Raw genomic sequence first — 13663 nt, 5'->3', positions numbered from 1 at the left:
TGATCGTTTTGGAGATTCGTTGTGCCGCAGCTTCCTAGCTTTATCCAAATGTATCGCGAACTCGTCGCGATTCCTTCAGTTTCCTGTCTCGACCCAAGTTGGGATACCAGTAATAAACCGGTCATCGATAAACTGGCGACTTGGCTCGAATGTCTCGGCTTTCAAATTGATATTCACGAGCTCGATCATCAAGCCGGTAAATATAACCTTCTTGCTCATTACATTCCCGACGGCGCCGAATCTGGCGGCTTAATGTTGGCCGGACACACGGATACAGTGCCGTGGGACGAAGGTCGTTGGACTCAGGACCCGTTTAAACTGCGAGAAGACAACGGCCGCTTATATGGGCTAGGCACCGCTGATATGAAAGGTTTCTTTGCGTTCGTGATTGAGGCGTTACGCAGTACCGACCTCCGACAACTTAAAAAACCGTTATATATTCTTGCTACTGCCGATGAAGAGACCACCATGGCAGGCGCCCGTGAGCTTGATGCGTTTGGTCACTTGAAGCCAGATTTTGCCGTCATTGGTGAGCCGACGTCGATGACTCCGGTTATTACCCACAAAGGTCATATGACTGAAGCGGTACGTATTACAGGTAAATCAGGACATAGCTCGAATCCAGCGGCTGGTATTAATGCTATCGAGATCATGCATGACGTGATAACTGAACTCCGCGGTATTCAAAAAGAGTTTCAGGAGCGCTATCACGATGATGCATTTGCGGTACCCTACCCAACACTGAACTTCGGTGCCATTCATGGCGGCGATGCCGCTAATCGCATCTGCGCATGCTGCGAGCTACATATCGATATGCGCCCGCTGCCCGGCATGAATATTAGCGAACTCTATGGTTTGATTGATCATCGCTTGGCAGCGGTGAAAGCGCGTTACCCCGGAGCGGTATGCCTCGAGCACATGCATGAACCAGTACCAGGATATCGTTGTGATAAAGATGCCGAAATTGTGCGCTTGGCAAGCGAGTTGACGGGTAATGCCGCACAACCAGCGAATTACTGCACCGAGGCCCCTTTTGTTCAAGCACTCGGCTGCCAAACCATTGTGATGGGACCGGGAAACATTGCGCAGGCGCATCAACCGGATGAATTCATTCTCATTGATGAAATAGCACCTGCGCAAAATCAGTTGCGAGCGCTTATTCGTCAGGTTTGCATGTAACTGCGAGCATTCGTGCCACGGGGCCAAAGCTTTTCCGATGAACCGGACACGGCCCGTGCTCGGCCAGAGCTTCTAGATGAGCTTTCGTTGGATAGGCTTTGTGCTTGGCGAAGTCATAGTGTGGATAGAGCTCATGCCATGCCAGCATTTGTCGATCTCGTTCTACTTTTGCCAAAATGGAGGCAGCACCAATACAAGCTTCAAGCGCATCACCACCGACAATAGCCTCAGCTGGCACACTCAACTGAGGCAATTTGTTGCCATCCACAAGTACTTTTTCAGGTTTCACCGGCAATGCTTCTACGGCTCGTTTCATCGCCAGTAACGACGCCTGCAAAATATTAATGGCGTCAATTTCATCAGCGTTGCACTGTGCAATTGCCCAATAGAGTGCCTTTTGCTTTATTTCGGCACTTAAAGCTTCTCGCTTTTTCTCAGACAACTTCTTCGAATCGTTGATGCCTTCAATTGGATTATTCGGATCGAGAATCACAGCGGCGGCTACCACTGGTCCCGCGATTGGTCCGCGTCCCGCTTCATCGGTTCCACAAATCATGTTTTTCGTCTTGTTGTTGCTGGTTGTTACGGTATGATACTTTCGTCTCATACATAATAACAATACAACAAGGGGTTTCCTCATGAGTGATTCTAACGAATCAGTTACATTCCTCAACCGCATGCTCGATAAGGTTGAGAAAGTCGGTAACAAACTTCCTGATCCAGCCGTGATGTTCTTTGGGCTATTAATCATCGTTTGGATTTTCAGTTTTCTGCTTTCTGGCATTGAGTTCGATGCTGTTCACCCGCTTACCGGTGAAAATGTTGGCATAACGAATTTGCTGGCTGGCGATCAAATGGCCAACTTTCTAGCCAACATGGTTGGCACCTTCATGGGTTTCGCACCTTTAGGCGTGGTACTTGTCGCGATGCTGGGTGTCGGTGTTGCTGAGCGAAGTGGTTTTATTAACGTTGCCATTAAACTGATGCTGAATGTCACACCAAGACAATTGCTAACTCCAGTCTTGATTTTGGTCGCCATTGTGAGTCATACCGCGGTTGATGCGGGCTACGTTCTGGTGATTCCATTGGGCGGTGTGATTTTCTATGCCGCTGGTCGTCATCCATTAGCAGGTATTGCAGCCGCATTTGCCGGCGTTTCTGGTGGTTTCAGTGCCAACTTCGTCCCTTCGGCCATTGACCCGTTGCTTGCTAGTTTTACGCAAAGTGCTGCTCAAATACTTGACCCAGCCATTCAATTAAACCAACTGAATAACTACTTTTTCACCGCTGCATCTTCTATTGTTGTTGTCATCGTCGGCTGGTACCTCACTGACCGTGTAATTGAGCCACGCCTTCAGCGCACTGCTACCATTGATGGTGATCAAGAAGATATGCCAGTTCTTGATGATGTTACACCACGCGATCGCAAAGCTTTCTTTATCAGCGTCTTTGTAATGGTGTTAGGTTTAGTGGGATTATTTTTTGCAGCTATTGCGGAAAATACTCCGTTAGCTGATGCTGAGGGCAATCTTGATTCATTTACTGCACCATTAATGCAAATGATTGTGCCACTCATCTTCTTGCTGTTTATCATTCCAGGCATTGTGCATGGCTTCATCTCAGGTAGTTTCAAGAACTCTCAAGATGTGATTAAAGCGATGTCAAAGTCAATGGAAGACATGGCTTACTACATGGTCATGGCGTTCTTCTGTGCCCTATTCATTAAAGCATTTGGTGATTCAAATCTCGGTACCCTACTATCCATTAAAGGTGCGCAATTCTTAAGCTCGTTACAATTAAGCGGCGGCGTGACCATGGTTGGTATTATCATTTTGGTCGCGTTCATTAACCTGTTTATTGGTTCGGCATCGGCCAAATGGGCGTTAATTTCACCAATTTTCGTGCCGATGTTAATGCAGTTGGGTTACTCGCCTGATTTAACGCAGGCTGCGTACCGCGTCGGTGACTCAATCAGTAATATCATCACGCCATTGTTGCCGTACTTCCCGCTCGTGGTACTTTATTGCCAGCGCTACGTTAAAGGCACAGGTATCGGCTCATTGGTTGCAATGATGCTACCATTTACCCTGACATTGCTCGTCGTTTGGTCTGCATTCTTAATCATCTACTGGATGATTGGTATTCCACTCGGTTTCCAAGCGAATTACGTTTACCCAGCAGGCTAACCAATGCGTTACTTCCAAGGTAAAACTGTCTGGCTAACCGGTGCCTCTTCTGGCATCGGTTTAGCCATGGCGCAACAACTCGCTGAAGCGGGTGCGCATTTAATTCTTACTTCGCGTCGCCACGATGCACTTGAGCAAGTTCGTCAATCATTGGCGCACCCGGAACGCCATCAAGTTCTGGCTCTCGATTTGAGTCAGCCCGAACAGGCTGCATTAATGGCAAAGGATGCACTCGGTGATCAGATCATTGATATCTTGATTAACAACGCTGGCGTATCTCAGCGATCGTTGATTTTAGAGACTGATATGTCCGTGTATCGACAACTAATGGAAATCGATTACTTTGGTGTTATTGCGCTAACTAAGCTGGTCTTACCGCGCATGGTCGAACGCCGCGCCGGCCAAATCGTAACAGTCTCAAGTGTGGCGGGCAAAGTTGGCACAAAGCTTCGCAGCGGGTATAACGGGGCTAAGTTTGGTGTTATCGGTTTTATGGATTCGTTGCGGGCAGAAATGGCGCAGTATGGCTTAACTGTCACCTCAATCTTGCCTGGCTTTATTAATACTCAGGTTGCTCACAATTCGTTAACCGGCGATGGCACCGCGTTAGGTCATGAAGACCCAGATAATGCCGGTGGTATTTCAGCCGAAGAATGCGCACGCAAGTCGCTTGAAGCGATAGCGAAGCAAAAAGCAGAAGTGGTTGTCGGTTCAGGACTTTCCAAACTCGCACCGTTTCTACAACGCTTTTTCCCTGGCTTAGTTCGACGAATGATTGCTAAACGGTAACGATACGGTTACGACCCTGCTCTTTTGCCGTATATAGAGCTCTGTCAGCATTTTTAAGTAGTTCGGCAGAGCTCTCTTCTTTGGTCAATTCGGTAACCCCGATGCTCACCGTAATTCTAGCCTCTTCAAAATTCTCAACACGCAAATTTTCTATCGCAACGCGAATACGTTCAAGCACCAATACGGCGTCAGCGAGCATCGTTTGCGGGAAAATAATTGCAAATTCTTCGCCTCCCCAGCGCGCAACACCATCCACTTCACGGACTAATTGTTGCAATAGTTCGGCGACTTGTTTTAACACCACATCACCACCGGTATGCAAATAGGTGTCATTAATTTGTTTAAAGTAGTCGATATCAATTAAAGCAACGCTGAGTGGTGTGTTATAGCGACGACTATTTTGCACCTCATGGTCTAATTGCTGATCAAATGAGCGACGATTCGCAAGCCCCGTTAATGTGTCTTGTAATGCCATCGCTTCAAGTTCTTGGGTTTTCTTTTGCACAAGTCGTTGCAGGCGTCGTTTCGTATGTTGAAGTGATCGAATTCGTAAATGAATTGCGAGGCTCACCAACAAAATAACAACGAGAGAAAAAATGAACCAAAACCACGGTTTCTGATAGAAGTAAGCAGATTTATTGAGCGTCACTGCGGTTACCGGCGACCATTCACCACCCGGATAACGGCTACGTACCATAAAGGTATATTCACCGGGAGCAAGGGCTGTATAGGCGGTTTCCAGCTGATTGCCACGATCAATCCAATGTGAATCGTAACCAACTAGCCTTACTTGATATTGCAACGCCTCGGGCATGTGATAGCCAAGCGCAACATATCTAAATTCGGTACGAGTATTGTCTGCAGAAATAAGCCTTTCAACATCAATTTCACCCTCATCGGTGATTATCGATTCAATGACTGGTGCTGGAGAGCTTCGACTATATTTATCGACAGCTTCCGGATCGACCTTGACGGCGCCAAGCGCTGAGGCAAACCATAGGTGGCCATTTTTATCAACCACTGAAGCGGGGCCGCCAGTAGTCAATTGACGGCTGACCATGCCATCAACTTCCGTGAAAAGTTGATACTGAATCGTCAATCGGTTATCGATCATCCAGCGTTCAAGATCAGCCTTGGCAACGCGAAGGATACCTCGAGCGCCGCCCAGCCATAGGTTATCTGCGGCATCGAAATTAATCGTAAATGTCTTATCGAAAGGTAGACCATCGCGGCGCGACAACCACTGCCAATCATTCGTCTTTAACGAGCGAGTGAGCATGCCATGATCAGTAGCAAACCAAATTCGACCATTGTGAAAGGTACCGGAAAAAATATTACTAGCGCCGGTAAATGAAGCTAATTCAACAGGTTCCGGTTGCCAATTGTGATCCTCCAACGGCTTAAAATAAGTTAGCGACAACGTCGAACTAACCCACAGTGCCCCTTCGCTATCCATCGTTACAGATGAGACGAAATCGGCCGCCATGCCGTCAGCTGTAGTATAATGCCGAACTACTTCAAACGCCCCCGACTTTGTACGAACTAAATAAAGTCCACGCGCGGTACCAACTAACAAAAGATCGGTTTGCTCTAACGGCAAAACCACCCGAATTTCGTTACTTGCAAATCCTTGCTCGCGGCTCAATTGTGCCGTTATCTTGCCGTCGATTAGTTGGAGTAACCCTTCGGTATAGCTCCCAACATAAACAATGTCATCTTTGCCATGCGCAAGACTTAAAACCGACAAAGCCGAAAGTTTCGGATCGCTTTTCAAAGCTTCAAATGCTATCCAGTCATTCGATGTCGTTGTTTGTCGACTGATACCATCGTTGGTACCAACCCACACTCGCCCCATGCTATCGGTATTTACTGACCGAACATAGGCGCCTTTCAATCCATGGTGAGGTGTAAAGCTGCGGAATAATGCCTTGCGTAATTGCACTAAACCGCCATGAGTACCAATCCAAATTGTCCCGTCGTTATCTCGATAAATATCGAGTACGTGTGAATTAGGTAACCCATTTTCAATACTTAACCAATCTTCAGAGTGCTGGCAGAGTCGCCCGACCCCTCTGGTAAAGGTGCCAATTAATAAACAACCTTCACTGGTTTCACTTAGCGCAGTTACACGATCCTTCATGGCGTATGGCCAAGGGATAAAATCTGAGGCTTGCGGGGGGAGATAAAATAAGCCGTCATCATTTGCCACAACAATTGTGTCATTGCTAAGCATCGTTAGCGCCCGCACTTGAGCTTGCGTTATCGACTTTATTGCAATAAATGAATCGGTTTTCTCGTCGTAATAGGCAACGCCGCGTCGCGTTCCCACATATAACCTCGCATCATGGCTTTCGCTTTGTGAAACGGCAAATAATCGAAAGGTGAAATCTGTTGGTAAGCCATTACGTTCTGTGTAGTGAACCGGTTCCTCGCCTTCCTTTAATCGATAAACCCCTTTCGCTGTTGCCGCCCAGCGAACCTCGTTGTAATCAACAACGGTATCAAATACAAAATTCTCGCCAATAATTTCGGGTGTCCAGTTATTGTTACGGTAAGTAACAACACTTCCGCGCGGACCGCTAAACACTATTTCCTGACTCGATTCATCGTAATCCACGCTTAAGGCACCAGCTTCACGCATTTTAGTGACTGTTGTGTCATCGTAAATTCTGAACGAGCGCCCGTTGTAGCGCACTGGACCTTCCCACGTCGCAAGCCAGAGGTAACCCTCATGCGATTGCGTAATTCGATTTATCGAGTTATGTGGTAAGCCATCACGAGTGTTCCAACTGCGCAAGGCATATTGATTTAAAGGAATTGAGGATGTTTCTGGTGATTGGTTAAGAGGGAGCGATTCCGCAGCTGCCAGCGCGATGGTACTAAATATGGCGAACGTGCCAAGTAACCCATAGCGCCAAAAGTGCATTATCGACACTCCCTGTTTGTTTATTATTATTAATTGACCATTTATCTACAACACTTCAAACGGAACCTTTGCCAATTCTTCTAGTGTTGGCTTGGCTAAATAATACCCCTGAAACAAATGAATACCAAGATCTAACAAACAATCTAATTCTTCTTTGGTCTCAATTCCTTCGGCTAAAACTTGTGTTCCTTGTAATCGGCACACATTTGCGACATCTCGTACTATCTTTTGCTTATCGTGCGATTGATCAATGTCTCTTATCAGTTGCATATCTAGCTTCAAAATATCAGGCCGCAAGTCCGTCAGCCAATCCATTCGCGAAAATCCTGAGCCGTAATCATCAATGGCAGTTTTGAACCCGCGCTTCGAATAGCTACTAAATATTCGTTGCAAATGGTCTTTGTCGATAATTTGTTCGCTTTCCGTAACTTCAAATATCAATTTCGTCATATCAAACGCGTACATATCAGCCGCTTCAATTGTCGCTTTGATACAAGTTTCTGGATTATAAACAGCATTTGGTAGGAAATTGATATTTAGAAACGTATCGCAACCCAAACGAGCGGCGGTTTCAATAGCTTTCACACGACAAGCTTGGTCAAAATAGTAACGATTGCTTTCATTCACGCGTTCGAATACCCAACCAGCCCCCTCCCCCTGAGGACCACGCACAAGAGCCTCATAAGATACGATATGCTGCTTGTGCCAATCGACAATTGGTTGAAAAGCCATGCGAATTTCAAAACCAAGTGATTGACCACTTAAGCAATCTCGGCAGGTTTGTTGTTTAATCGAGTCAGGAAAATCCATAGTTGCCTTTACGTTTATTTAACCGAAAACCAAGTTATCGTCACATATACGTTTTGCTTTAGCAATTTAGTTTTATGAACAATAAAAAAGGTCAGCAAGCTGACCTTTTTGTATGACTAATTATGAGACAAGTCGACTATTTCATATGGACTAACATGCTAGTTGGGTCTTCTAAAAACTCCTGCCAGCGTTTGTTAAAGCGCGCAATCGTGCCACCATCAATAATACGGTGATCACCAGACCAACTTGCAGTCATAATTTTGCGTGCAACAACCTGACCTTGCGCATCAAAACGCGGTAGCTCTTGCACTTTGCCTAAGGCCACAATCGCTGCTTCAGGCTTGTTAATGATTGGCGTTGCAACTGTACCACCAATAACGCCGATATTAGAGATGGAAATGGTTCCGCCTTTCATATCTTCTTGCGCCACGCGGCCTTCACGAGCCGCTTGGGTTAAACGAGTCACTTCCTGCGCTACTTCGATAATGCTCTTGTTTTGTACTTGCTTAACATTTGGTACTAACAAGCCAATCTTGGTATCTACGGCCATGCCAATGTTATGGTCGTCAAAATAGGTGATTTCGGTGCAATCATCATTCACTTGCGCATTCATCACAGGGAATTCTTTCAACGCAAGCGATAAGGCTTTTATAAAGAAAGGCATCATCGTGATGCGAATACCGTCATCGGCATAACGTTCTTTCAATTGTTTCTGCAATGCCATCACATTGGTCAAATCAAATTCGTCTGCATAAGTGAAGTGCGGAATAGTGCTGACCGACTTCATCATTTGCTTAGCCATGGCGGCTTTTACGCCACGAATCGGTTCAACGCGAGTACCGCCAACTTTTGGCTCACTGGTGCTAGTTGCTGCGGCGGATGTGGTCGCAACGCTCGCTTGGTCACCCTTCGCAAACGCTTCAACGTCTTCTTTCATCACGCGACCTTTCGCACCTGAGCCCGATACCTGACTAATATCCACATCCAGTTCGCGGGCACGACGACGCACCGCAGGGCTGGCAATTGCTTTACCTTGACGCGCTGCAGTTGGCGCTTCGGTAGTGCCTGCTTGCGGCTTATTGCTTACAGCTGTTGATTCTTTCTGGCTCGAAGCTGCCGGTGCCGACTGATTCGTATCAGCAGTAGATGCACTGCCGGCCACACGAATTGCAAACAATGGTTCGTGTACCTTGGCAATATCACCTTGTTTGTAATACAGCTTCTCAACAACACCATTTTCTTTCGCAGGAATTTGTACCAAGGCTTTATCGGTCATCACATCAACCACCGGCTGATCTTCTTCGATAGTGTCGCCTTCTTTCACCTGCCATTCGACAATTTCACACTCAACAATACCTTCGCCGATATCCGGTAAAATAAAGTCAGTAACTGTGCTGCCTGAGTCACCTTGCTTTGGAGTAGCCTCTTGCTTCGGCTCGGCTGCAGCTGGTTTATTCTCTGAACTAGAATCACCACTGTCGATTGCGAATAACGGCTCATGCACCTTAGCGATATCACCTTTTTCGTAATAAAGCTTCGCAACAACACCGTCTTCTTTGGCTGGAATTTGCACCAAAGCTTTATCGGTCATCACATCAACCACCGGCTGATCTTCTTTAATGCTGTCGCCTTCTTTAACCAACCACTCAACGATTTCGCACTCGACAATACCTTCGCCGATGTCTGGTAAGATAAAATCTTTACTCATATCAAAGGCCTCTTAGTAAGTCATCGAAGCTTTAATCGCTTCGTACACTTTCAGGTGATCCACAAAGTATTCTTTCTCGTGGCTTAACGGATATGGCGTGTCCAAACCGCACACACGAGCGATAGGCGACTCAAGGTACAAGAAACATTCGTCTTGAATGGTTGCCGCCACTTCACTGGCGAAGCCGCCGGTAATTGGTGCTTCTTGCGTAATCACCAAACGACCTGTTTTACGCACCGATTCAGCAACGGTGTCAACGTCCCATGGGAGGATGCTGACCAAATCGATCACTTCACAATCGATACCGTCTTTCGCCGCCATTTCTGCCGCTTTTTCGGCCATTTCAACCTGTGCGCCCCAAGCTAATACGGTAATATCTTTACCTTCTTTCACCACATCAGCTTTGCCAAGTTCAAGGGTATACTCTTCCTCTGGTACTTCACCGACAGACGCGCGATAAAGACGCTTCGGCTCCATAAACAACACTGGGTTTTTGTCGAAAATCGCACTCAACAACAAGCCTTTTGCCATATACGGGTTACGTGGCATCACAATCTTTAAGCCCGGCGTATGCGCAAAGTAAGCTTCTGGTGATTGTGAATGGTAGTGACCACCAGCAATACCACCACCGTATGGCGTACGAATAGTCAACCCACCCACGTTAAACTCGTCACCAGAACGATAACGGAATTTCGCCGACTCATTCACAATTTGGTCAAACGCTGGGAAGATGTAATCACCGAATTGAATTTCGGCAACCGCATAACTACCTTGCGATGCTAAACCGTTAGCAAAACCTAAAATGCCCTGCTCAACCAGCGGCGTATTGAAGTTGCGATGACGACCGTACTTCTCAGTTAAACCAGAGGTTGCACGGAATACCCCGCCAAATGCACCGGTATCTTCACCAAAGCTATAAACTTTGTCACTTTTCGCCATCGCGATATCAAGCGCATTATTGATGGCTTGTAAGAGATTCATCTTGGCCATTATTTGTCACCCCCATCAATACGCGACGCAGTTTTCGGATAAGCTTCCGGGTATTTGCGAATATGCGCTTTCAGCGCCTCAAGTTGTTTCTTGAGATGCTTCGGTGGCGTGTCATAGACGTCTTCGATAATCTCATCAATGTGTGGCACCGGCACAGTTTCAGCTGACTTCAAGGCCGCCAATACTGCTGCTTTTTTCTCATCATAGTTCTTCTGTGCTTCGTCTTCGCTAATCCAACCTTGGTTCTGTAACCATTTTTGGAAACGTACAACCGGATCTTTTGCCCGCCACGCATCTTCTTCTTCGCGGGTACGATAGCCAGTTGGATCGTCTGACGTGGAGTGCCCCGCCATGCGGTAGCTCATTCCTTCAATCAGTACCGGCTCATTTTCTTCAACGGCTAATTTACGCGCCATTTGCGTTGCCTTATACACAGCAAAAAGGTCGTTACCATCCACACGAATGGTTTTCATACCGTAAGCAACACCGCGCGGTGCAATACCGTCGCCGGCGTACTGTTCGCCCTGTGATGGCGTTGAAATGGCATACCCATTGTTACGGCAGAAGAAAATCGCTGGCACTTTATAAACCGCAGCCATATTTAATGCTGCGTGGAAATCGCCCTCAGAGGCTGCGCCTTCGCCAAAGTAACAAATGGTACAGTTGCCCGATTTATCCATCTTTTGGCCATATGCATAGCCGGTCGCCTGAGGAATTTGAGTTGCCAATGGCGATGCGATAGTCATGAAATTCAACTCCGCACAGCCGTAGTGAACTGGCATTTGGCGGCCTTTACCAAGATCGCGCTCGTTCGAGAATAACTGGTTCATGAACTGCTCTACCGTAAAGCCACGAAACGCCAATGCGCCCTGCTCTCGGTATTGCCCCATGATCATGTCATCGTCACTCAGCGCAGCAGCTGAACCAATACTGGCTGCTTCTTCACCCAACGACGACAAATAAAAGCTGATCCGGCCTTGGCGTTGCGCAGCAATCATGCGCTCGTCCAAAATGCGGATAAATTGCATCGTGTCGAAAATCTTAAGCGCGAGCTCTTTGTCCATTTCTGGCTGCTCTGCACCTTTACGAATGGTACCGTCCTCAGCGAGGATCTGTAGCATTGGAATCTTCAGCGCCGAACCGTCAATAAACTGCGGTTTGGTCACGATGTCCAACTGATGTTGTTTATCTTTCGCCATAACTTTCTCGTTCTAAGAAAAATTGCGCACACTTTACCTTTACGTCAACTGACATGCAAACAAGGTGCGTCATAAAAAGTTAAAAATCAGACCAGTTTCAAGTTCTCAACTGGCATGGGTACAACGGTCAGTAAAGCGCGCTGTCCGAGCGCCACTTTGGCATTCGGGAATATAATTCGTTCGCCTGGTTGCTCTACTGTATATTCATTTTCACCATCAACCGCCAACAGATGACCTAACTCAAACTCGGTAAAATTAGCGACATTATCAGCAAAGTTCAGGCGAAAGTCTTCGGCGGTGCGGTCTATAGAACGGCTTACGTCGTATACGTGATGACGGTTGCTATCAAATTTCGGGAGATCCAATTCACTTGTACTAATAAGTTTACGGAACATCGTGTCAGCATCGGTAAATCGACTCATATCATTTTCGCCAAATGGACGAACCTTACCCAATTCGACCGTGAACGCATCGGCATTATGCTCGCGAACACTGTAATAACTGAAGGTAGTGGTAGGTGCTTGATTCAATAAGATCGTATCGACGCCGCATTCAGCTAAGAAAGTCAGCTGCTCCTTCTTATAAGGGCCACCATGAGTAAATGGATATACCGCAAACTTTTCATGAGCTGAGTCTCGAATTGCGGTATGCAAATCGTAGTGATAGCGACGCTGCTGTTTAAAAAAGCGTGAAACATACTGTTCTAGTTTTGCCGCACGACGATGCTCTGGTGTATCACCTTGCACATGAGCCCCACTAAACAATCGATTCATATTCACATCAATAAAACGAGTACCGTTCACAATCGCTGCGGGATTAGCAATTAGGAATAACGTCCGGTGTGTGACCGCCAAATTATCTGCGAGGATATCCGTAATCATATCTCGCACAATTTCAATGGGAGCCGTTTCATCACCGTGCACCGCACATGAAAAGATAACATCTTTATCGCCCGGCTGATCAGGTTCAACCGCTATCACCCCCGCATCCCAAAATTCAATTCGAGCCGATTTAGTTCGCATTGCTGTGCCGACTAGCGATTCCCCCTCATAGGGGCCAAGCACGTCTGGCAAATCAGGCAAGGCTTGCCCAGTGGCTTCAAAATAACTCGCAATCGTCCACTTCAATACATCAAGTGTCACTGTGATTCTCCATTTTCTTTGATCGGGCCTGGTTCCCACCCTTTGGTCGCTAGCAGGGCTCTAAGTACTTTTGAACGGTACTCACGACGATAAAGCACCGCCACGACAACTGCCGTCGAAGCAATAAATAAATACGGATGAATAAACCAACATAAGTATGCTAGCGCAAAATAATACGAGCGCAGTCCATTGTTATATTCATGGCCAGCTTGGTCGATCACTTTGGCAGCTTGTCGCGCAAATATTTCACGCTGTTCGTCGGTAAATTCGGTTGAGCGATATTGCGGAGCCGCTCCCATAAGCACCGAGACAAAACCGAACTGCCGAATCGACCATGTAAATTTGAAGAATGCGAATACAAACAGTAACGATAGTACCGCGAGCTTGAATTGTACTTTGTCGGGAGCGGTATCAGCGGTGTACGGAATCGATTGCAATACTTCAACCACCTTATCGGCCGACGCTAACAACGTAAGTACACCAGCCAATACCAGAACAGTTGATGAAGCGAAGAACGTTACCGTGCGTTCCACATTCCCAAGCAGCGCCGCATCAGCAATCTGATGTTCTTTGCGGGTGAGGGTTCGCATCCAATCAATACGAAGTTGGCGTAAAATGTGAGAAAGACTGTAGGTAGTACGGGCTCGCAATCGTGCAAATTGGGTATAGATAACCCAGACGGACACAAAAAACAGCAATGCGACGATATCAATAAGCGCCAAGTTCATGCATGA

The 13663-nt window shown here is 46.9% G+C and carries 11 protein-coding genes; 3 read left to right on the top strand and 8 right to left on the bottom strand.

The genetic code is table 11. The features are described from left to right. Positions 1-48: 48 nt before the first annotated feature. Positions 49-1179, top strand: a complete 1131-nt coding sequence (gene argE / locus LG272_RS06280) for an acetylornithine deacetylase (protein ID WP_126759342.1) — start codon at positions 49-51, stop codon at positions 1177-1179. Here argE and rnhB read toward each other — a convergent pair. After that, complete coding sequence (gene rnhB, locus LG272_RS06275) at positions 1157-1735, bottom strand: ribonuclease HII (RefSeq protein WP_241967919.1); 579 nt, start codon at positions 1733-1735, stop codon at positions 1157-1159. The two genes, argE and rnhB, sit on opposite strands and share 23 nt — an antisense overlap. A gap of 82 nt (positions 1736-1817) precedes the next feature. On the opposite strand from rnhB, the gene LG272_RS06270 reads away from it, so the two are divergent. Further along, positions 1818-3365, top strand: coding sequence for an AbgT family transporter (locus tag LG272_RS06270; protein WP_404407340.1), 1548 nt, complete (start codon positions 1818-1820; stop codon positions 3363-3365). Positions 3366-3368: 3 nt separating this feature from the next. Further along, positions 3369-4154: an SDR family oxidoreductase gene (locus tag LG272_RS06265; protein WP_126758501.1), complete on the top strand. Its 786-nt coding sequence runs from the start codon at positions 3369-3371 to the stop codon at positions 4152-4154. On the opposite strand, the gene LG272_RS06260 is transcribed toward LG272_RS06265, so the two are convergent. The 7 genes from LG272_RS06260 to LG272_RS06230 form a co-directional block, all read right to left on the bottom strand. Further along, positions 4144-7080, bottom strand: coding sequence for a diguanylate cyclase (locus LG272_RS06260; RefSeq protein ID WP_404407338.1), 2937 nt, complete (start codon positions 7078-7080; stop codon positions 4144-4146). The two genes, LG272_RS06265 and LG272_RS06260, sit on opposite strands and share 11 nt — an antisense overlap. 45 nt (positions 7081-7125) lie before the next feature. Further along, entirely contained in the window at positions 7126-7890 is a 765-nt protein-coding gene (locus tag LG272_RS06255) for an EAL domain-containing protein (RefSeq protein ID WP_404407336.1), read from the bottom strand. Between the two features lie 136 nt (positions 7891-8026). After that, positions 8027-9598, bottom strand: a complete 1572-nt coding sequence (locus tag LG272_RS06250) for a dihydrolipoyllysine-residue acetyltransferase (RefSeq protein WP_404407334.1) — start codon at positions 9596-9598, stop codon at positions 8027-8029. A gap of 12 nt (positions 9599-9610) precedes the next feature. Further along, the gene (locus LG272_RS06245) at positions 9611-10588 is read right to left on the bottom strand and encodes an alpha-ketoacid dehydrogenase subunit beta (protein WP_404407332.1); all 978 of its coding nucleotides are present in this window, start codon (positions 10586-10588) and stop codon (positions 9611-9613) included. Further along, positions 10588-11787 carry a thiamine pyrophosphate-dependent dehydrogenase E1 component subunit alpha gene (locus LG272_RS06240; protein ID WP_126758496.1) on the bottom strand — a complete coding sequence of 400 codons (1200 nt, stop codon included), beginning with the start codon at positions 11785-11787 and terminating at the stop codon, positions 10588-10590. The genes LG272_RS06245 and LG272_RS06240 overlap by 1 nt, the downstream gene beginning before the upstream one ends. Before the next feature lie 86 nt (positions 11788-11873). Beyond that, on the bottom strand, positions 11874-12860 hold the full coding sequence (gene astE / locus LG272_RS06235) for a succinylglutamate desuccinylase (protein ID WP_404409975.1): 987 nt from the start codon (positions 12858-12860) through the stop codon (positions 11874-11876). Between the two features lie 65 nt (positions 12861-12925). Next, positions 12926-13657: a DUF599 domain-containing protein gene (locus LG272_RS06230; RefSeq protein WP_126758495.1), complete on the bottom strand. Its 732-nt coding sequence runs from the start codon at positions 13655-13657 to the stop codon at positions 12926-12928. Positions 13658-13663 lie beyond the last annotated feature (6 nt).

The sequence above is a fragment of the Pseudidiomarina marina genome (assembly GCF_044807045.1).
GTDB lineage: Bacteria > Pseudomonadota > Gammaproteobacteria > Enterobacterales > Alteromonadaceae > Pseudidiomarina > Pseudidiomarina marina.
The sequence above is the reverse complement of the archived record's forward strand: the minus strand, read 5'-3'. Positions and strand labels throughout refer to the sequence as shown.